This window comes from Nostoc sp. FACHB-110, from assembly GCF_014697425.1.
Taxonomy (GTDB): Bacteria; Cyanobacteriota; Cyanobacteriia; order Cyanobacteriales; family Nostocaceae; genus Nostoc_B.
Genome location: NZ_JACJRU010000002.1, coordinates 222,836 through 244,804 on the forward strand (window position 1 = coordinate 222,836; position 21,969 = coordinate 244,804).

15 protein-coding genes, 1 tRNA gene and 1 pseudogene are annotated in these 21,969 nt (G+C 40.9%); 5 read left to right on the forward strand and 12 right to left on the reverse strand.

Features of this window, described 5'->3' with window-relative positions; genetic code table 11:
• The first annotated feature begins 18 nt into the window (after positions 1-18).
• The 4 genes from H6G69_RS03435 (at position 19) to H6G69_RS03450 (ending at position 1,586) form a co-directional block, all read left to right on the forward strand.
• Positions 19-91 (forward strand) — tRNA-Val (locus H6G69_RS03435).
• 70 nt (positions 92-161) lie between these two features.
• Positions 162-338 (forward strand): hypothetical protein, encoded by a 177-nt coding sequence (locus tag H6G69_RS03440; protein ID WP_190681611.1) that lies wholly within the window; start codon positions 162-164, stop codon positions 336-338.
• 130 nt (positions 339-468) lie between these two features.
• On the forward strand, positions 469-891 hold the full coding sequence (locus tag H6G69_RS03445) for a hypothetical protein (protein ID WP_190681615.1): 423 nt from the start codon (positions 469-471) through the stop codon (positions 889-891).
• Positions 892-1,073: 182 nt separating this feature from the next.
• Positions 1,074-1,586 (forward strand): endonuclease domain-containing protein, encoded by a 513-nt coding sequence (locus H6G69_RS03450; RefSeq protein WP_199335699.1) that lies wholly within the window; start codon positions 1,074-1,076, stop codon positions 1,584-1,586.
• A gap of 205 nt (positions 1,587-1,791) precedes the next feature.
• On the opposite strand, the gene H6G69_RS03455 is transcribed toward H6G69_RS03450, so the two are convergent.
• The 7 genes and pseudogenes from H6G69_RS03455 to H6G69_RS03485 form a co-directional block, all read right to left on the reverse strand.
• Complete coding sequence (locus H6G69_RS03455) at positions 1,792-5,538, reverse strand: CHAT domain-containing protein (protein WP_190681618.1); 3,747 nt, start codon at positions 5,536-5,538, stop codon at positions 1,792-1,794.
• A gap of 128 nt (positions 5,539-5,666) precedes the next feature.
• Complete coding sequence (locus H6G69_RS03460; protein ID WP_190681621.1) at positions 5,667-6,266, reverse strand: Uma2 family endonuclease; 600 nt, start codon at positions 6,264-6,266, stop codon at positions 5,667-5,669.
• Between the two features lie 34 nt (positions 6,267-6,300).
• On the reverse strand, positions 6,301-6,600 hold the full coding sequence (locus tag H6G69_RS03465; RefSeq protein WP_190681624.1) for a hypothetical protein: 300 nt from the start codon (positions 6,598-6,600) through the stop codon (positions 6,301-6,303).
• A 424-nt stretch (positions 6,601-7,024) separates the two neighbouring features.
• A pseudogene (locus tag H6G69_RS03470) lies at positions 7,025-7,117 on the reverse strand (IS5/IS1182 family transposase); the annotation flags it as partial.
• A gap of 76 nt (positions 7,118-7,193) precedes the next feature.
• Positions 7,194-8,930 carry a diflavin flavoprotein gene (locus H6G69_RS03475; protein WP_190681627.1) on the reverse strand — a complete coding sequence of 579 codons (1,737 nt, stop codon included), beginning with the start codon at positions 8,928-8,930 and terminating at the stop codon, positions 7,194-7,196.
• 89 nt (positions 8,931-9,019) lie between these two features.
• Positions 9,020-9,541, reverse strand: coding sequence for a phosphate-starvation-inducible PsiE family protein (locus H6G69_RS03480; protein WP_190681630.1), 522 nt, complete (start codon positions 9,539-9,541; stop codon positions 9,020-9,022).
• A 184-nt stretch (positions 9,542-9,725) separates the two neighbouring features.
• The gene (locus H6G69_RS03485) at positions 9,726-11,456 is read right to left on the reverse strand and encodes a diflavin flavoprotein (protein WP_190681633.1); all 1,731 of its coding nucleotides are present in this window, start codon (positions 11,454-11,456) and stop codon (positions 9,726-9,728) included.
• A 287-nt stretch (positions 11,457-11,743) separates the two neighbouring features.
• Between H6G69_RS03485 and H6G69_RS03490 the strand changes: the two genes are divergently transcribed.
• Positions 11,744-12,700 carry a 1-aminocyclopropane-1-carboxylate deaminase/D-cysteine desulfhydrase gene (locus H6G69_RS03490; RefSeq protein ID WP_190681637.1) on the forward strand — a complete coding sequence of 319 codons (957 nt, stop codon included), beginning with the start codon at positions 11,744-11,746 and terminating at the stop codon, positions 12,698-12,700.
• Positions 12,701-12,740: 40 nt separating this feature from the next.
• On the opposite strand, the gene H6G69_RS03495 is transcribed toward H6G69_RS03490, so the two are convergent.
• The 5 genes from H6G69_RS03495 to H6G69_RS33745 all read right to left on the reverse strand — a co-directional run bounded on the left by H6G69_RS03495 (position 12,741) and on the right by H6G69_RS33745 (position 21,956).
• Entirely contained in the window at positions 12,741-13,475 is a 735-nt protein-coding gene (locus H6G69_RS03495) for a hypothetical protein (protein WP_190681639.1), read from the reverse strand.
• 332 nt (positions 13,476-13,807) lie between these two features.
• The gene (locus H6G69_RS03500) at positions 13,808-14,032 is read right to left on the reverse strand and encodes an MbtH family protein (RefSeq protein ID WP_190681640.1); all 225 of its coding nucleotides are present in this window, start codon (positions 14,030-14,032) and stop codon (positions 13,808-13,810) included.
• A gap of 93 nt (positions 14,033-14,125) precedes the next feature.
• On the reverse strand, positions 14,126-14,881 hold the full coding sequence (locus H6G69_RS03505) for a class I SAM-dependent methyltransferase (RefSeq protein ID WP_190681642.1): 756 nt from the start codon (positions 14,879-14,881) through the stop codon (positions 14,126-14,128).
• Between the two features lie 74 nt (positions 14,882-14,955).
• Entirely contained in the window at positions 14,956-16,404 is a 1,449-nt protein-coding gene (locus tag H6G69_RS03510; RefSeq protein ID WP_190681645.1) for an aspartate aminotransferase family protein, read from the reverse strand.
• 44 nt (positions 16,405-16,448) lie between these two features.
• The gene (locus H6G69_RS33745) at positions 16,449-21,956 is read right to left on the reverse strand and encodes a type I polyketide synthase (RefSeq protein ID WP_242071963.1); all 5,508 of its coding nucleotides are present in this window, start codon (positions 21,954-21,956) and stop codon (positions 16,449-16,451) included.
• Between the last annotated feature and the right edge of the window lie 13 nt (positions 21,957-21,969).

Consider the following 21,969-nt stretch of genomic DNA (forward strand, 5'->3'; position numbering starts at 1 on the left):
CAAACAAAAAGCTCAAGCGGGTGGTTAGCTCAGTTGGTAGAGCGCCTGCCTTACAAGCAGGATGTCACTGGTTCGAGTCCAGTACTACCCATTTTTCCTACAACTTGCATGAATAGCAAATTTTGTGACTTTACCCATAAGTTTGCTGTAATGGCAAACTTATGGTTCTAATAGAATCCGGCAAAGTTATGGTTCCAGCTTGGAAGGGTATAGGTAAAACTATAACAGCTTATAAACCAAACTCACGTCGTGCATCATTAAAAGCAGCGCGGATTTGTTTATATCTAAAACATCCTGGATTTGTAATTAATTCACAAACGCGAGCTTCTGTTGGATAGACACCCTGAGCATTAAGGCTAAGGACAATCTCTCTAAACTTTATTTGTGCAAGAGCAACTTCTCGCTATTGTTGAGGCGAAAACAGTCTCTATTGGCACATAAAATGTTTTAAAACAAGCGAAACTCAAAATGAACAGCATCTTTACCCCCGAAGAAATTACTGCCCTCTCTGCGGAAATTGACCGCCAGTTAACAGAACTGCGCTATGCCCAAGATTCAGAGCAAAAACAAGGAGAGGATAAAATTTCAGATGAAAAATTGCTCGTAAAACAAACCGCAGCAATTACAAAACTGGCACAACAAGAACCTAAAAGTTTTTTGCATAAATTTGGACGAGCGGCTAAAAGTGATTTATGCCAAGAGGGGGGAATGCTGAATAAGCAGTGGAAGAAATGGGGCGATTTGGATAATAAGGATGCTGTGGAACGTTTGGGTGCAGTGTTGGTAACGATGGGTTTTTCGGGTGATGTGCTATCTCCTTTAGTTGTTGCTGTCACGGTGACTATTATTCACATTGGATTGAAGGCTTTTTGTGAGGATTATTCTTCGTAGCGTGCGTTAGGCGTAAGCCGTAACGCACCAAGATATTTGGCTACTAGCTGGGCTGGGAGCGTAACCCAACAAAATCCTGAAAATGTTGGGTTTCACTGCGTTACGCCCAACCTAACTTTTAATGCTAGGGTGAAAAAGGGGAAATATAAGGTTAATCAAGGATAAGATGAGTTTATTTCATTATGAAAAAAAGACCCTCACCCCAACCCTCTCCCCAAGGGAGAGGGAGTAAAGAACAAGAACAAGAACAAGAGAATCAACAAAAAGATGAAAATAACTCTTATTCCCTTCTCCCAAAGGGAGAAGGGCTAGGGGTGAGGGCAGAAATTGCGAAATTAGCAGGTAAAAACCGACAAATTCCCGATGTATTATTAGAACGCGCCCGTGAATTAAGAAAACAACAAACACCAGCAGAAAAAATATTGTGGGAATGTTTAAAGAATCGACGTTTATTAAATAAAAAATTTCGCAGGCAACATAATATTGATAGATATATCGTTGATTTTTATTGTCACGAAAAATTACTAATTATCGAAGTAGATGGTAGTATTCATGCAAATCAGCAGACTGAAGATTATATCAGAGAAAACTGGTTACGTTCTCATGATTTTACTGTGATTCGCTTTAGTAATGAGCAAATATTTAATGATATCGAATTAGTTTTACATACAATTGCTCAAGCCCTCATCCCCTAACCACTTCTCCCACAAGGAGAAGGGGAAAAAGAATTTTTGGCTCCCCTCTCCGCTTGGGAGAGGGGCTGGGGGTGAGGGCAGTACCTTGCCAACAAGCGGGTTTCACGTTCAGTTGACGTGAATTCGACAGACCTCACCCACCCAGCCTCCCTCTCCTGCAAGGAGAGGAAGGAGCAACGAAAAACTAAACCCCTTGATTTTAATATCACTCTGCCAACAACGCCTCAAGGAATTGAGGGTCAGCAATACCCCGCAGGATAGCGGAGATAATCATAGAAGCTTCCGAATCTAACGGCTCGCACAGTATATTCTCATCTCGCTCGCCGGCTAAGATACGACGGATGGCAGCAACGAGATTTTGCCAAACTTCTGCAAAATTTTCCATCTCAATTTCTAACTGTTCCCTCTCTTCTGCATCATCCACAGCATCTACTACCTGTGCAATAAACTGCCCATATTGCCGCAACTCATACTGTGTCCCCGCAAACGCCGCTTTTGCTTGCCTTGCTTGGCGACGATATTCTTTAGCTTGGGTGGTGTTGCTTTGCTTGTCGGCAATATTTGCCAAGGTGTCATAGATTTTCCAAATCTCAGCCGCAGCCGGGTCTAAGGTTTGCTTGATAGCTAATGCTTCTTCTGCCAATTGTCGGGCTTCGCTGAGGCGGTGGGGTTGGTTTTGTAGTATGGCAGCGAGGTTATTTAATACTTGAGATGCACTTGCTTGATTTTCTAATTTTTGAAATTGCTTCAAAGCCTTGCGATACCAAGCCTCTGCCTCTCCCAGTTTGCCAACAAAGTAATTTAGGTTGCCTAATTGAGACCAAGTACCTGCTGCATCTGCTAGATTTCCTAGAGATTCTTTAATTTGTGCTGATGTTCGGTAGGCATCTTCCGCAGCGTCCCACTGCTTGCCTTCTTCGTACACCCTACCCAGTTGATGCCAAGCCGTAGCTTCTGGTGCTGGTTCGTTGAGTTGCTGGAAAGTAGTCAGTACTTCTCGGTAACGCCGTTCTGCTTCTGGGAGGTTGCCTTGCAGCATGGCTAGAATTCCGAGTTGAAAATTTGATACCGCAGCCTCACGAAGGTTGCCAAGTTTTTTATTAATAGCTAATCCTGCTTCATAAGCAATGCGTGCCTCACCATAATTCCCCATCAACATCAGCGCATCTGCCAAGTAAGTCTGCAACGTTCCCATCAGTTGCTTAACACCATCAGACTGTTCCAACTGCTGCGCCACTACCAACCCCTGACGGTGGATTTGTGCTGCTTGTGCTGTTTGTCTTTGAAACCTCAAGCACCGCCCCAGCCTAACCAGAGTAACACAATAGTTATAACTTGGTTGTTCACCCAACTCTGCCAGTATCTCACTAAACACCTGCGCTGCTTGTTGATAGCGACCTGTATCGAATAATTGCTCGCCTGAACTCGTACGGCTGAGAAACCATGTATCAGAACCTACTTCCCCAATTAACTGAGCAATCCGTTGATTTAGTCTAGTGCGATCGCGGTTAAGTCCAAAGATATAAAGAAATCTGTTTACGTTGTCAACAAAGTCTACTGCCCATTCTGCAACTGCATTCAACGCCCCATCAACTGCATAAAGTAAATTCGGTAATTCCCGTTGGGCAATGGCACGGGCAAAATGAGGGTTTTTGCTATCTTCAAAATACAAATAGCGAGAAACTTCATAATACCGCTCTTGATAACGGGCAAGCAGTTCTGTCTGTGCTTCTGGGGATAAGCGCGACCACAAGGCAGGGGCTAAGGTGGGGTGAAATTTGAGAAAAGACCCATCAACTTGAATTAACCCAGTAGTTTCTAATGCGGGGCGTAAAGTTTGCCACTGTGACTCAGAAATTTCTGTAATATCCAGCAAGATAACTTCTAATGCCCCACCCTGAAACACGCCTAAGCGAAGCAACAACTGCATTGCTTCAGCATCCAACCGTTCTAAAGATAAATTCAACGATGCTAATAGGGGATTATTTGGTGTTTGGGCAACCAAAGCTTCTAAGCGTTGTCCCAACTCTGCCGGACGGCGGGTTTTCAATTGTCTCGCTAACAAACCAATCGACAGGGGATGAAAATCGACCAGTTCAAATAATCTCAACAACACGTCGTGTTGCGGTGGGTCAAATTTGGGTGCTGGCGGCAGTTTAATCAAACTCTGGAAATACGCTAGGGCATCTTCTTGTCCCAAACCTCGCAAAGATAAGGAGATATGTTTGCGACTGCCTTCTGTGGGATAATCGGGATGGTGAAAATCTGGTGTGCGCGTGGTGAGTAATACCCGACATTCCCCAACCTCAGACCAATGTTTTGCCACGGTTAACAGTTCCCGTAAAGGTTCTGGGGGCAAGGTTTCTAAGTTATCTAAAATCAGCAATGTGGCTTGCTTACGCAACGCCTGAGTTGCCGCCGCCCCATCAATTAAACTCTCTTCTAACACTGTCGCCAGGGTGCTAATTGCCCAGCCTACAGCATCCACACCACCAAAAGCGGCATAATCAACAAAACAGACTTTCTCAAACATCCCCGTGCGGTGTAACCAGCGTCCTGCTTCCTGGACAAGGTAGGTTTTTCCCTGTCCACCAAAACCCGATACTGTGAGGCGGCGCGTTTCCTGGACAAACCATCTTTCTATCTGCCACAATTCCCGGCTACGACCGAAGAATCCAGCTTCTTGTAAATCCGGCAAGTTTCCCCATTTTGGTGATTCGCCGCTTTCTTGGTTGTTCAAGTCTTGCTGCAATAACGGCGTATCCCCAGCCGCTTGATACAAGGCAGGTAAAAACCAATCTTGCAATTTTAACTGCACCCGTTCCTCACCCCGTTGCCGTTCTCCCCGTTGTTGGTTGAGATACAAATCTCGTCGCGCATTATCTAATGCTTCACCCATACCAGCACCAGATACTAAACCCTGATAAAATTTAGCAAACAGTTGTTGGGTAGTTGTCACTAATACGGAATAAGTCATTGCCAAGACTGTGGGAATACCTGCATGGGTTAACCTAGCGGCTACACTACCCATTGCATCTTCTCCATCTTCGCCACCCATCGCCGCCGACTGACAAGCAGATAAAACAATTAACCCCACTTTTTGCCGATTCAGCATATCACCCAAGGTTTCGGCAGTAATCAGGGCTTTTTTCCCTTCTTTATCTTCAAATAACAAATAACCTATATTGCCGCCGTTCTCATTCCCGCCTTTAGTTAGTCCCACCGGATCGCTATGTTTAGCCTGTTCTTGGAAACGCCCATCTAAATCAAATACCCCATGACCGTCAAAATGCACAATATCAACAGGGGGTTGGCGCGAGTCTTCTAACCGCGCTACTAAATTATCCAAGGTGGCTGGACGCAAAAATTCTACCTCAACCCGTCCTGCTGCTGCTTGTTGAATGGCGTTCAAAACTGCCATTGCTTCACCACGGGGGTCAATAAATCCCGCATCACTGGGACGACTGATAACAAATAATAACCGCAATCGGTCTTTGACTTGCACTTTAAACGGTCTGCGTCCACCCCCTGCACCAGCCAAGCGGCGACGAATTGAAATCCGGGGATTTTCGTGAAACAAATAAGTACCTTCTGGGTCGCATAACAATTCCCAAGGCAGCGATAAAATTGCTGGATGACTGGCGCTGATTGTTAATAAGCGTCCTGGTTGATTTTCATCTTGAAAATAATTAAACAGCCGTTGAGCAGTCCGATTTTGAAAAACTGCATTAAATAAAGCTTCGCCCCATTGCCGGAATTTTTTTGCTATCCCTTCCGCCCGTTTATCGTCTACATCCGTGGTGTAACGTGCCGCATAAGTTTCTAAGTACCAGCGAATCTCTTCTCTGTCTGCTGCACTTAACGGTGAGGCAAAATCCAGCCTCTCAGTTTCTTGCCCATCAAATGTTACAATGACTTGATTATTCTCTGGGAAGCGGAGATTTAATTCCATAGCTGGCGGTTTGGGCGTGGCAGTTTATTTGAGAGAATACAAACTTTTTAGCCTAAATTCCGTAAAAATGCTAGGCGATTATTTTGAAGATAGGTAGAAGGGAATGGGTAATGGATAATGCTTTGATTCTATTCCCTATTTTCTGGTTCAAGGGTTAAACCGCGATAGACTTGTTCAATGGGAAATTTGAAGTTAATGCTTTTGAGTTCGATTGTGTCGCCTGGTTTGTAGTTGATAATCAACCAGTCGCCTGCGTCGTTTTTGTGATATAGGTCGATTTCGATGCTAGTGGAACTGACTAGTAGGTAATCAATTAAGGCTGGGTTTTGGCGGTACATTCGGAATTTGCCGCCTCTGTCGTAGGCTTCGGTGCTGGCGGAGAGGACTTCGACGATTAAGCAGGGGTAGGTAATATATTGGGTGGTGGTTTTGTCGCGATCATCGCAGGTGACGCTGACATCTGGGTAGGTGTAGTTATTTGTGCCAACAATATTAATTCGTAGGTCTGAAGTTGCAGTTTCGCAGCCACTCCCTTCTAAATGATTACTAAACAATGTGATCAATTTGGCAGCAAGTAAGCTATGGTTTTTGCTACCACCAGTCATGGCATAGATACCCATAGGATAAACTTGACCGTTGATCAGTTCGTGTTTTTCTAGTTGCTGTTCTTCCCAAGCAAAGTATTCTTCGGGGGTTAAGTTTGTGGGTTTGTCTTTAGCTGTGATCATTTTTGGGTAATTGGTAATACTTTGATTTTATTCGCTATCCCCTAACTAACTTTTCGTTGACAAAGAAAGAACCTGTACTTCGCTGATTTTGGACAATTGCTTCACTCCGAATTTGCTCTTGCCAAGCTAAAGCATTAACTCCTTGAAAAGCTGTAATTTTCCCTGAGAGTTGGTTAATGGGATGCTCTGAAGCATGATCAGGATTAGATTGACTATCAATTGGTTGACTATGGAGTTTTTGACTCAGATATTGCAAAATCTCCTGTTGTTCTGCCCCAGATAATTGTTCAATTAAACTAAATACTTGTTCTTTGGTGATTTGCAAGTTCAGCATTGCTTAAATCTCTATACTTTCTATTAGGTAATGGGTAATATTTTTATTTTATTCCTTGTTCCCTTTTTTTAAATAAACAGTTTTTGGAGTCAGCCTTTTTTGAATTTTTCGGTTTGGTCGATTTGGCGGGTGAGGGTTGCGATTTTGCGATCGATTGCGGTTAGGAAGTTAGCTATTTTTTCTTGTTATTCTGAATGAGGTCTTAAAACATTAATCGATTCAAAGAAATCAGAGATTATTTATCAGGACTTACGCACAAGCTACGGAAAATCGTAGACGCGATAGCGGCTTGCCGCAGGCTACCACAGAGAGAAGTTGCGTGCGGAGGTTCCCTCCGTTGAGCAAACTTCGGTCGGCGCAGAGTTCACGGAGAAATGAGAGTTTGAGAGATATTTTGCGTAAGTCCTATTTATAAAGTAAATCTTTAGGAGACAAGACGACGTAGCATAATTCTAGTCATAACAGCATATATGGCTGCTTCGCTCATTTCAGGCAGACGCTCATAATCCTTTTTTCTCGTCAAGCTCATAATGAAACCAAAAGGCCTGGTATTTCTCATAGTTGGTGAGAAATACCAGGCCTCTGTCAGTTTTTTAATAAAAACTACCAGATTTGCGATGTTCAATAGCGGTTATTCCATCATTGGTTAGCATTTCTCCTTTATCTACTACTGCATAAATCAACCATCGATCGCCACATTCGAGTTGATTCTGTACAGTGCATTCTAAATAGGCTAATGCGTCATCCAAAATCAAACAACCATTAGCAGCAGTTTGGGTAGAGAGATTAGCAAATGGGTTATCGCCTAAAGTGCTGTTGCGAGAAAAGTAGCGGCGTACATTTCTGCCTTCTTTGAGAATATTCAGTACGAATTTATCACCAGGATGACGCATTAAATCAGCATTTTGCTCTTGGGAAATCGCCATCATAATTCCTGGTGGGTTAAAAGTAGCTTGTGATACCCAAGAAGTTAAGATGCCTTTATGGGTATTTTGCTCAAGCGTCGTGACAACACACAACGAACCAACTATTCGTCCTACCGCTTGTTCGGTACGGTCTACGTGTGCTTCTGTAATAACTTGGCGGGGAACACGGAGTTTTTTATTTTTTTTCAAAGTTTGGGCAAAGTTAGCACCTGCATCTTTACACTGTTGCAAGGTCTCAGCAGTAGGGCTAAAGCGTACCCGAATTGTTTCAAACCCTAAACTATAATTGGCATCTTGGAGTTTGCTTTCTAATAAATCAATAGCTTCACCACTCCAGCCGTAGGAACCAAAAACACCTGCTAATTTGGTTTTGGCGGCTGTTGACAGCACTATCCCCAAGGCGGTTTGAATTTGGGTGGGTGCATGACCACCTAAGGTGGGGGAACCGATAATAAAGCCATCGCAAGCTTCGATAAGGCGAGTGATTTGGGCCGTGTCTGCTAGTTCGCAGTCAATTGATTCTACATTAACGCCATTTTGAATTAATCCTTGAGCGATCGCATTTGCGACAATTGCCGTATTCCCATAGGCCGAAGCATACAGCAAAGCAACGCTAAATTCTTGGGATTTTTGCCCTTGACACCATTGGCGATAATCGTAGGTAAAACGACTCAGGCTATAACGCACAACCGGGCCATGTGCTGGTGCATAATATCTTGCGTTTAAAGCTGTTAATTTATCTAAAGCAACTTCAACTTGTTTGGCTTGGGCTGCATGAATACACTCAAAATAGTAACGGCGTTCTGCATCTAACTTTTTCCAGTCTTCATCAAAAAGGGTGTCTTCGCAGATATGTGCGCCAAAAAATTTGTCTGTGTAGAGAATTTTGCTGGCAGGATCGTAAGTACAGAGTCCATCTGCCCAACGGGGCGTTGGTACAGTCATAAATGATAGATGATGTCCCTGTCCCAAATCTAGAGTATCTTCGGAACGTACGGCTTGAATGTGTGAGTCCCATTCGGGGAAGGTTGATTTTAAAGCATTGGCCGCTGGACGAGAACAAATTACTGTCGCTTGTGGTGCATAAGACAACAATACTTTGAGTGTGGCGCGGCGGTTGGGGTTGACGTGGTTGAGAATGATGTAATCTAGCGTTGTTAAATCTAGATGTTGTTTTAATTCGTGAATGTAGATTTCGGTAAAAGATTCACCAGGAGGGTCAATTAAAGCTTTTTTATCGGCTTGAATTAAATAAGAATTAGCTGTAGTGCCTTTTTGACGGGAATATTCAACTTCAAATTTCAGCCTTTCCCAAGTACGCGATCGCAAAATGATTGTATCTTGTCCAATTTCGGCAATCTGAACATCTCTAGGCCGACTGGGTGTGATAGTAGCAATTGACATAATAACCTCTACCAATTTTGGATTGAGAATACTAATTTCTAAGTCATTCTAGACATTTGCAAAAAGGCTATGAGCAAGTAAAAAACCTGTCACTCTTGATAACTATTTGTCTGGGTTAAATTTTGATGTGGGCGATTTTTTTTGTAGAATAAAGAGATTTTTTGTTCGGGATCGATCCCTTCAAATGTCGGTGGTAGCCAGACTCGGACGATTAAAAGAATTCCTAAAACTAATAAGAAGGCACAAGTCGCTAAAACTTGAGTCCAATTAGTTTCGAGTACACCTTTAACAATTACTTCGCGCAAGGCAGATACAATTGAAACTTCTACCGCTACCCCAATAGATATGCGTTGTTCTTGTAAGTAAATAATCAATAGTCGGAACAACTCAACTAAAATCAACAAAAACAAAATATCGGCGGTGACAACTTGGAAGTTGAGAGGAGGAAGCAAAGAGAGAAACATATCTCTCACTTGAATTGCCATGAAGCTAAATAAGCCAATACACAGAGAAATTACAATCACATCTTGAATCATCTCCAGGCTGCGCACAATCCGAATGCGATTAACTTCGTAAATGGTAACTGGGTTATTATCAACAGGCTTAAACATAGGAAGTGTGAAGTATGAAGTATGAAGTGTGAAGTGTGAAGTGTGAAGTGTGAAGTATGAAGTGTGAAGTGTGAAGAGCGTTATTAAATTAATGATTGAGGTAAATGAAACGAGATTTTATTAATTAGTAACGCTAAATGAAATCTTGCATTTGAGACTTCATACTTCACACTTCATACTTTATTTAGTAGTGATTACCAATTTTGCGGTGATGAACGGCGGTGAGTGCATTGATTTTGGCGACTCTTCCGGTTTGGACGGTGCTATAAATCACCCAATGATCGCCACAATCCATGCGGCTGGTGATTTCACATTCCATGTAAGCTAAAGCGTCAGCCAGAATGGGACAATCATTGCTAGCTGGATAGGTTTTGATCCCTGCAAAGCGATCGCCTCCTGGCGGAAAACGCTTGAGGAAGTGTTTCATATAGCTTTGGTAGTTTCCTTCTTCTAGGACGTTTAAAATAAAGCGATCGCCTATGTGCATTAAAGATTCAATGGCGCGTTCTTTCGCTACCGCAATGGCGACTCCTAAAGGACTGACGCTGGCTTGTGTCACCCAAGAAGCAAACATGGCACTTTGGATTTCGGCTTTTTTGGCGGTGATAATATATAAGCCTGTGCTAATGCGTCCAAGGGCTTTTTCTAAATCAGTGTTGATGGATTTGATTTGTTTAATGGTGCGATCGCGGTTTAACCATAATCCGATATCTGTTCCGGCTTCATCACACAATTGTTCTGTGGCTCTGGAGGGAGTTTCTTTAATTAAAATTGGGGGAAAGGCTTCTGTTAATCCAATCTCTTGAAACTTGTTACGTAAAGGATACACTGGTTCATCTTCACCACCACCTGACTCAAATAAACCAATCGCTTGTTTATGATGAGCCGCAGCTAATATGGTATTCAATGCTGTTTGTGCGGCTATAGCAGATTGTGGTGGCATTCCGATAGCTAAACCCGCAGCTTGTGAGACTAATTCTCGGATTTCTTGCGGTTCAGTGTTATTTAAAGGAACTAATTCAACTACTACTTCAGTTCTAGTAATACCATGTGCAATGTAACGCGCTATAGTCTCACTGTAACCGTAATCTTCTGTATAAAATAAAGCAACAAATTGCTCTGTTTTTGTTTGTTCTAAACTCCAAGTTTGATAGCGGTCTAGCCATTCGGCAAGATGATGCTTTAATAATGGCCCGTGACCTGTAGCAACTGTAGAAATTTCTAACTTTTCGATACGTTTTAAAGCGGCTAAAACAGAGCGAGCATTTGGCCCCATTAAGCAGTCATAGTAATAATGAAAATCTTCTTCGATGATGTCTAAATTTTCATCGAATGTATGGTCATCACAATAGTGCATCCCAAATACATCACAGGTGAAGAGAGTACCTGTTTTGTGGTCGTAAGTAAAGATTGTATCTGGCCAGTGGAGGTTAGGAGCCGAGATAAATTCTAACTCATGCCCATGACCTAAATCTAAGCGATCGCCACTTTTTACTGTAATCGATTTAAATGGCTGGTGAACCATATTCTCCAAAAATTGAATCGCCACCTTTGCACCCACAACAGTAATATCTGGTGCTAATCGCAAGATATCTTTGACTAATCCACTGTGGTCTGGTTCTGTGTGACTGATAATTAAATAATCTATATTTGTTGGCTCAATTAATCCTATTAATATCTCCAAGTACAATTGCTCGAACTTACGGTGTGAAGTGTCAATTAAAGCAATTTTTTCACCTTGAATTAAAAAAGAATTATATGTTGTGCCATTACGTAACCCAAATTCGACATCAAAACGCTCTCTGTCCCAATCAAGGCAACGAATAGCCGTAGTTTGTGTGGCAATTTCAATAGTTTGGATAGTTAAACGTGATGGATTAGAAAGAATTGAAGTATTTTCTGTAAGTGTAACCATTGGGTTTCTCCAAAAATAAATTTATCTGGAGCGAATCTGCTTACTCCTATATTGGACTGTTATCTTGATTTGGTAAAATGCCAATTTCTAAAGCCAATCATCAGAAAGATTTATTTATTATTAAGCTTGCTTTACCATTGCAATGAATCAATGTTTATCATTATGTTTATGCTGATTAATTAAAACAGTTGAGATAAAATATAGCAGGACTAAATAATTGGTTAAAAAACGTACCCCCACTTCCACAACTAGTTTATAAATCAAATAAGATTGGTATATAAGTCTTCATGACCTCAATTTTTCTTCCCCCCCCAACACAGCAAATTGATAACAACATTACTCAAAATGCTGGGGTCAAACTATCTGTGCTACGTCTCGACCTCATGCACCCGTGGGTTAACGGTAATAAGTGGTATAAGCTGAAATACAATCTGTTGGAGGCGCAAGAAAAACATTTCACAACATTGCTGACATTTGGCGGTGCTTATTCTAATCACATCTTTGCCACCGCCGCCGCAAGTAAACTATTTGGATTTAAGACAATTGGTGTCATCCGTGGTGAACAGACAAGTCCATTGAATTCAACTTTGAGTTTTGCTGTCCAACAAGGTATGCAACTGGTGTATCTTGACCGAACAACTTACAGACAACGCCACACTCAAAAATTACAAGCAGATTTGCGTGAACGTTTTGGTGATGTATTTATTATTCCTGAGGGTGGATGTAACTTAAATGGTGTGCTTGGTTGTACAGAAATACTTCAACAAGCAGAGGATTTTGACGTTGTTTGCGTTGCTTGTGGAACTGGTACTACTTTTGCGGGAATTTTACTGTCACTCACTCAAAAACAAAGAGCAATCGCTTTTCCTGTTCTCAAACATGGTGAATTTCTCAAACAAGAAATTGCCACTCTATTGCAAAATTATTTAGATGCTGATTTACCTGTACCAAATCAACCTGCGTGTGCGTGGGAATTAATTTGTGATTATCACTTTGGTGGTTATGCCAAGGTAAACAATGAATTACTAAATTTTAGCCAGCAATTTCAACAAGCACATGGTGTATCGTTAGATTATGTATACACTGCCAAAATGTTTTATGGCGTGATAGATTTATTAAAGCAGGGATTTTTTAGTAAAGGCGATCGCATTCTCCTAATACACACAGGCGGCTTACAAGGTAATATAGGTATAGAGAATCCCCAGAGAATAAAAATAGGCCCTATACCTAGCTTTAAGGATTAAATTTTATACTTGAATTAGTTGAAATATGCTGTATTTTCAATTAGTTGTTATTCATAATATTCATCATGGCTGATGTCGATAAACCGACACAAGCCGCTAATTCTTCCAAAGCTATTTGTTCTCGTGCATTACTATTAAGCATTTCGGTTGCTGCTGCTACATACTCAACATTAGCAAGACTTTGGAGCTTTTCAGGAGTTTGAGCATTAAGACTTGCTATCTGCTCATTATTAGTAAAATTTTGCATTCTATAAGCTGCGATTTGCACAGCTTGACGAGCCTGGATATAAGCCAAATATTGGCGAATAACCGTTAGTCTTTTTTGTTGTTTAGCTTCATTTAAACGAGCTTGGAATATTGGTTTTTGTTCAAAAGCACTAATTAACTTGATGGGGTCAAGGGTAATGCTTAAATACAAACTATTTTCTCTTTCTTCAGATGTATGCTCAAGCGCGTTGTAATTTGTAGTAGTTAAAGAAGGAGATAATTCTATAGATACAACGTCCTGAAAAGCACGCCATCCAGTAGCTGATTTTGCATCTAGTACTTCAGAAGAATTACGCTCGGCAATAGTTACTAATCGTTCAATAATTTTGATATCATTTTGTGTAAGATGAGTTTGGAGTAATTCTAAATTTTCTCCTGGGTTTGGTTGCTGCTCAGATGCAACTATCGGTAAACAATAACCAACAATTAATATAGAAACGAAAAAGGTAAAGTAGTAACTAAAAAAGTAATCATATTTTATATTGAATACTGCTAAAGATTGCCTCATTAATGCAGATATTTGCGTGAAATTTTTCCTGGATATGTTTTTACAAAGCATCGACCTATTTAGGTTATCGAAATAGAATACAGGAGTCAGGAGGCAGAATTTAGTATGTATTCTGTGCGAGTAGCAGATGAATAACTAGTACAACAAGGCAAAAGGAAAAAGGCAAAAGGAAAAAGAAAGAATAACGATGCCACAAGCCTTTTAGCAATCTCTTATGGTCTATAGTCTGTTTATTTACGCCGACCTGTACTAGGTTGACAACACCCAGCACATTTACAATTTATTTGTATTCAATCAGTCGGGGAAAAAGACCCCCGACTGATTGATGCTGATTAATCTTGGTTTGATGATTCTTCCATTTTCTTCCTTAAACTTAAAGGTCTCATATCAGTCCAAATTTCTTTAATGTATTCTAAACATTCTGATTTGCTGCCAGTTTTACCTGCATCTTTCCAACCAAGGGCATTTTCTCGGTAAGCAGGCCAAATGGAATATTGTTCTTCGTCATTCACGACAACTTTGTAAATTGTTGTATCTTCACTATGTTCTCTATTCATTGTTATTTACCATTAGTCAGTTAAAAAGTTTTCGGTTGTTTCTCTTGAGGAATAAGTTTTTACATCAAATAGGTTTGCTACATGCTGCTTGTTTTATCTTTTACGCGCAACAAAGTACACAAAATCATCAGATTCTGTTAACTCTAAATCCCCGTGACAATTATAGACATTGATTTCGGTAAATCCTACCTTTTCGAGAATATATTCAATTTCTGGTTGGGAGTAACCTTTAACTGGGCAAATAAGGTTTGAACGTTGCCAACCTGTTTCCAATAGATAAAATATGGCTAATTTTAAACAACTGGTGTTACTTTCATGATTGTGACTTCTAGATATGGCTAAAGCGTAGTCATCTTCAATGTAGCCTTCAACAAGAGTACCTTGCTCATCGTGTATCTGATAAGCTTTATCCAAATTTAAATCGAATAAAAACCAGCTATTTTCCTGCAAGGCTGCATACACATTTTCAAAAACTTTTTTCAGTTCGTCAATATTCAAAATATGGTTTAAGCCTGCACTTGTAGAAATCACTGCATCGAAAGTAGATGGTAATTGAAATGAACGTGCATCATCTACAATAAATTTCCCACTAGGTGCAGTCTTTCGGGCATAGTCTATCATCTTTTGCGAGTTATCTATGCCAGTTAGTTCATAGCCTTTAGCTATGAGATGTTGTGCTACTTGCCCTGTACCACAACATAGGTCTAGTATATTTGCTTGATGAGGTAGATGTTTTAATAGTAGTTTTTCTAAAATTTGTAATCTCGGACTGCAATATCTAACACCTAATGTTTTGTGATAAATCCAAGCCCAAGCATCATATTCAGAATATGTATTTAATAAAGTCATGAAAATTTTCTCCTTGTTCTCTGAGGATCGTTGCAGAATTAAACTTAAGCTGTACTATTTACATAACTACAAAGTTAAGTATTTAAAAAGCCACCTTCTCTAAGAGCATTTACACTATCTTTTACAGTTTGAACAATGAAGTCAATATCTTGTGGTGTATGTGCTTGCGAGAAAAAACCATCACCTTTGGGCATGAGAACTCCTCGAGAAATCATGTGTTTAAATATGAGTTGCAGACCTATAAAAAAGGTAGGGTCTTGAAGAAACTCCGAAGTTTCTAACAAATTAACATTGAAAAATGAGCCAAAATTTGACAATTGAATAGGTAAATTTTCTTTGTCAAAGTAAATATTCATTCTGTCTATAAATTGGGAAGTAGTTTGGTTTAACTTGTCTTGTAAGGTTGAGCCTTGAACTTTTAAATATTGCAATAAAGCACGCGCCGCAGCTAAAGAGAAAGAATGTCTACAGTAACTTGTTCCAGACCAGGTAGTTGGTACATCGGGAGAAGACATATCACCATAATTCCACATACCCCCATCAATGGTATCCAGATAAATAGCTTTACCTGCTACTGCGGCTAAGGGCATACCACCACCAACGATTTTTCCGTAGGTGGCGATGTCGGCGGTAACGCCAAACCATGCTTGCGCGCCACCTGGATGAATGCGGAAGCCAGTATTCATTTCATCGAAAATTAATGCTATGCCTAATGTTTGCGTTAATTGTCGCAGTTGGTGAATAAAGACTGTGGGTTGAAAACCTAGGCGGTGTTGCTGTACAGGTTCGACAAGAACAGCAGCTAATTCTTGCTGATAGATTTTAATGATTTCTAACGACTCAGGACTGCCATATTCTAAAACCAAGACATCTTCGGCGGTATTGGGTGTGACTCCTGGATACTCGGGAATTCCTGTAGGATGATTACTATCTGAGGTTTGGGCTTTTACTAAAGTTCCATCAAAAATGCCATGATACGAACCAGAAAATAGAGCAATTTTGTGACGATTTGTTGCGGCTCTGGCTGTGCGTAGTGCGAGCATGATTGCTTCTGTACCTACACTACAAAAAGCTACTCGTTCCATTCCCGTTAGTTCTGAGATTAACTCTGCAACTTCACCTGCTAAGGCTGCTTGTGGGCCGCTTTGTATGCCATGTTCTAGTTGCTGGGCGATCGCTTTTTTGATAAATGGTGGATTATAACCGCATAAGTGTATGCCATATCCACCAGTCAGGTCTATATATTCATTACCATCAACATCCCACATTCTGGAGCCTAGAGAACGTTCGGTCAAAATAGGATAAAACATTTCTTTTAAAAGAAGATTAAATCCTACAGCACCCCTATTATTGGCAAAAACATGACGATATTTTTGAGCCAGTTGTTTTGATGTTTTGGTGCGTTGAGTGTAACGCGTAATTAATGTTTCTAAATGCTGTTGTTGACGAGGATTAAATTCTATTTCTACAGCTTGATGTGTGGTTGCAGCAGTTGGATGATTTTTAGTTTGGGTGGTATCCATAACATCTGAATTTGTAGTGAATGTGAGGAGAATTTATAGTTGTGTTATTTAACAATTAATCCAGGCTCTAACTGACTTAGACAGTTGTTTAATTGCTCCGCTAAAATCTGCACATGAGGTTGAATCAGCATTGTGTAATGATTACCGGGAATTGTATATATTGCTAGTGGTTCAGAAGATAATTTACTCCAGCCCCAACTAGGATCATGAGGATAATCAAACCCTTCATTACTCTCGCTAGCTTGCAAGAGAATCATCCGATTTGAATATACTTTTGGTGTGTAGTTCCAAACTGCTTGCAAGTTGTTTTGATAAACTTGCAGAAACAGGTAAAAATTATCAAAACTAAAATTAGCAGGAATTACATGAGCTAGACGCAACTGCTCAAAAACATAATGCAATTGCTCTTCATAGTGCATTTGTGGAAACTGCTCGGATGATACTGATAAATTTTTACCAGCAGAACTGGCCAAATCATAGGCAAAATTAGCTAAAATCCGAGAGTTATCTGGCGGCTGCATAATTATATGTTGACTGCAAACAGTCGGTGCGGCATTATCTAATAAAAATAGTCCCGGTACTTGTTGAACTTGCTGTTGCAGTTGTTGAGCCATTTCAAAAGCAATGATGCTTCCTAGTGACCATCCGCCTAGATAGTATGGCCCTTGTGACTGTACAGTACGGATAGCGGCAATATAATGAGCCGCCATATCTTCTATTTGGTTATAGGTTTGACATTCGCCAAATAAACTTGGGGCTTGCAGTCCATAAAAAGGTTGCTCGGAACCTAAGCAACGGGCTAATTCTTTGTAGCAAAAAACATTTCCACCGATAGGATGAATAAAAAATAAAGGTTGTTTAGAGCCTTGTGGCTGAATTTTCACTAAGGCTGATTCCAGTTCTTTTTGATTAAATTTGCGAGGGAGAAAAGCGGAACTTTTTAATGGTGCAGGGGGCAAAAACTCTCCTGCTTGCATTTCTACTATACTGGCTTTGACGGCTTGGATAATATATTCTATATCTTCTTCAGTATGTGCTGTAGATAAATAAAGTGTTCTGCCTTCCCAAACATAAATGCCTTTTTCTAATAAATAGTAATAGAACAAATTAGAGAGTAAAGAATTATTCTGAAAATTAAATCGGAAAAGAGAACCAAAATTAATTACTCGAATTGGTACTTGTTGTTCGGTAAAGAATGTATTTAGTGTATGGGCTAAATTGGCTGTTTTTTGAGTTAATTCTTCTTGAAGTTTTGTCCCGGAATTTTTAATATGAGTTAAGGCAGCAAAAGCGGCAGCCATCGCTAGAGGATGTTTGAAAAAAGTACCTGCGAATAAGGTATTTTTTGCTTGGGGATAGGATTCATCACCGTAGTTCCACATCCCCCCATCTAAGGCATCCATCAAAGCGGCTTTACCCGCGATCGCACCAATTGGTAAACCAGCCGCAATTGCTTTACCATAGGTAGTAATATCTGCTTTTATACCCCACAAGCTTTGAATACCACCAGGGTGCATCCGAAAGCCTGTAATGACTTCATCAAAGATTAAGACAATTCCTGTTGTTTGGGTTAGCTGTCTCAATTTATAAAGAAATTCTTTGGGTTGTAAATCTGGGTGGCTACTTTGTACTGGTTCAACTAAGACGGCGGCTAATTCATGGGCATGAGCTTGAATTATTTCTAAGGATTCAGGAGTACCATAGTTGAGAATCATCACATTCTCTGCCATATATTGAGGAATCCCTAAAGCCTTCGGTACAGCAGAGACATTTTCATTAGTATTTATAGCAGCTTTCATCAGAACTTCGTCTAAATTGCCATGATATGAACCAGCAAATAAAGCTATTTTGGTGCGTCCTGTGGCGGTGCGGGCTAGGCGTATGGCTCCCATCACGGCTTCTGAGCCTGTGTTACATAAAGCGGCTCGTTCTGCACCTGTGAGTTCGCAGATTAATTTGGCTACTTGGCCAGCCAGGCGCGATTGGGGGCCATGTAATATACCATTTTGAATCTGTTGTTGAATAGCTTCAATCACAAAGGATGGGGAATGACCAAATAACAGTGTCCCAAATCCCATTGAGATGTCTACATATTCGTTACCATCCACATCCCAAAGTCTGGCTCCGACTCCACGCTGTCCGTGAATTGGATAAATCATCTCTTTAATATCAGGAAAAAAGCCGGTAACGGCTCGGCTATTGGCATGATAGGAACGATATTCTTGTGAGAGTCGTTTGGATTCTTGGGTTTTGTGGACAAACCGAGTAATTAATCTATCTAAATGAATTTGTTGATGGGGAGTTAATAAATTTGTGGATGCTGGCGGTGTGGGTGGGGAGGGAAAAGTAGGTTGAGGAGGTTGAGAAGTTAAGTTGGAATTTTGACTATTAGTAGAAATTTGATTAATTTGGAGTGAATTTTTCTCTGGTAATAAGTCTACTAATTTAGACATTACTTGAAGATGTTGTAAAAGAATCTGCTCAATATGATGATTGACAGGTTGTGCTAATTGCTGATTTGCTGTGGATGGGATTTGCGGTGCAATGCTGGTGAGTTCTATTGGCGGTGCTTGTGGGGCGATATATTCGGCGAGAGAAGCAATGGTGAGTGAATCTTGCAAAAAGATGTGAAAAGGAACTTGGATTTTTAATTGTTCTTGAATGGCGCGGTTGATTTGTAGTAATAAAAGAGAGTCTACACCCATTTCAATAAAAGGTGTATTTATATTAATTGCTGATAATTTTATCCCCAAAGAATGACTAAAAATTTCTTTTAATATTGATAAAGTCTGATTAGTTGGTGTAGGTTGATTGATAAGTGTTGGTTGTGACACGATAATTTCTGGCTCAGGTGATGAGGTAAAATTGCGATCGCCTAATGGATCAATCCAGTATCTTTGGCGTTCAAAGGGATATGTCGGTAAGGGAATCCGATAAGGTTGTTGATGACGATAAAATTCTGACCAATCAATGGCGATTCCTGCTAACCACAGTTGCGCAAGTGTATTGAGCAAAAATGCTCGATCTGATTGTTGGTTTTGTGGATGTCGCAGGGAAGGAAGGACTATTTGTTCTGTGAGCTTTTGCTTGTTAACTAAGGTAGTTAAAGCCTTGGAAGGGCCGACTTCTAAGAGAATTTGCGCTGGCTGTTGCCGCAATTTGGCAATTCCTTCGCTAAACCGTACTGTTTGACGCAGATGTTTTACCCAATATTTCGCGTCTGTGGCTTGTGCTGCGGTTATCCAATTACCTGTGACGTTAGAAATAAAAGGAATTTTGGGCGAATTTAGGTTAATTTTGCTCAGTACCTCCTCAAATGGCTCTAAAATTGCGTCCATCATTTGAGAATGAAACGCATGGGAGGTATGCAGACGGCGGCAGTCAATGCCTTTAGCTGAGAATTGGTTTTGTAATTCTGTAATTGCTGTTTCTGTTCCCGAAACCACACACAAATTAGGGCTATTAATTGCCGCTAAAGAAAGTTGTTCATCCAACAAAGGTTGAATTTCTGCTGCTGATATTGGCACAGCTAACATTGCGCCTGAAGGCAGTGGCTGGATTAATTTGCCGCGAGTTGCTATTAATATCAGTGCCTCTTCTAAGGAGAAGACACCAGCGATAGTAGCGGCGACATATTCGCCAATGCTATGACCAATCATGGCACTAGGTTTGATGCCCCAAGACATCCACAACTGCGCTAACGCATATTCAATGACAAATAATGCTGGCTGGGTGATGTAGGTTTGCTGTAGTTGTAAAGTTGCTGTTTCTTGCTGTTGTGGTTGCGGGTAGATGACATTGCGTAAATCTAGCTCTAGCAAAGGTTTGAGTAATTCACAGCAGTAGTCTACTTGTTCTCGGAAGATTGGCTCAGTTTGGTATAGTTCTTTACCCATATCTACATACTGAGTACCTTGCCCGGGAAACATAAACCCAATTTGTCGAGTAGATTGTGCGTGATAACGAGTTAAAACTCGTGGCGATGCTTTTACTTGTAACACTTGCACTGCATCGTCTAGGGTTTGGCAAACTACGGCGCGGCGATGGTCAAAAGTTCGTCTACCCACGCTCAAGGTATAAGCAACATCAGCTATATTCAGTTCGGGATTTTGCTGTAAATGTTGAATTAAATTGGTGGTGGCAGTTTCTAAAGCTGTACTAGTTTTGGCAGAGAGTAATAATAACTCAAATCTCCCTTGCTCCCCTGCTCCCCTACTCGATGGCAGTTGTTCCTGGGGGAACTCTTCTAAAATCACATGAGCATTAGTACCACCAATACCAAAGGAACTGACTCCGGCATAGCGGGGTGTTGTATCAGACTGCCATTGTGATAACTGGCTATTGACGTAGAAGGGGCTATTGGCAAAGTCAATTTTGGAGTTAGGTTGTTGGAAATGCAGACTAGGAGGGATTTGTTTGTGCTTTAGGGCTAAAACGGTTTTGATTAAACCTGTGACACCTGCGGCTGTATCTAGGTGTCCGACGTTGGTTTTGACTGAACCAATGGCACAGTAAGATTTTTTATTTGTCTTGGTGCGAAAAGCTTGTGTGAGTGCGGCAATTTCTATAGGATCGCCGAGAACTGTGCCTGTACCATGAGCTTCTAGATAACTTATTTTCTCTGGTGATATTCTGGCAACAGCCAGTGCTTCGGCTATGACTTTGGCTTGACCTGTGATGCTGGGTGCAGTGTAGCCAATTTTTGCTGAACCATCGTTATTAATAGCGGAGGCTTTGACTATAGCGTGAATAGTATCATGATCGGCGATCGCATCTTCTAAGCGTTTGAGAACTACAAGACCCACACCGTTACCGCTAACTGTTCCTTGGGCTTGGGCATCAAAAGCCCGGCAGTGTCCATCAGGAGATAAAATACTGCCTTCTTGATAAGCATAACCAGTTTTGTGTGGTACGGAGATGGAAACTCCACCTGCCAAGGCTATATCACTTTCGCCGTTGAGTAAGCTTTGGCAAGCGAAATGCACCGCAACTAAGGATGTAGAGCAGGAGGTTTGCACATTCACACTCGGCCCTTGCAAGTTTAGTTTATAAGAAATTAAGGTAGGGAGAAAATCTTGACTGTTGGCGATCGCAATTTGTTTACCACCTACTGATTGTATCAGCTGGCGGTTTGTATAGAGATTAGACAAAAAATAACTACTCATACTTGCGCCAGCAAAAACCCCAATTCGGCCTGAATAAGTTTCACTGTCGTAACCAGCATTTTCTAGGGCATTCCAGGCACACTCTAGCAAAAAACGGTGTTGCGGGTCAGTAATTTCAGCTTCTCTGGGATGAAAGTTAAAAAACGAGGCATCAAATAAATCTATATCAGTTAATATACCGCCAGCTTTAACATAATTAGGTTGATTTAATAAATTTGGTTCTACGCCAGCATTAATTAACTCTGCATCAGAAAAAACAGCTATTGACTCTATACCATCTCGGAGATTTTGCCAAAATTCATCAATATTTTTCGCACCAGGAAAACAACCTGCCATGCCAATTATGGCTATTGCATCGAGGTAATCAGATGGGGGGGAGTTATTCATAGTTTGAAATTGC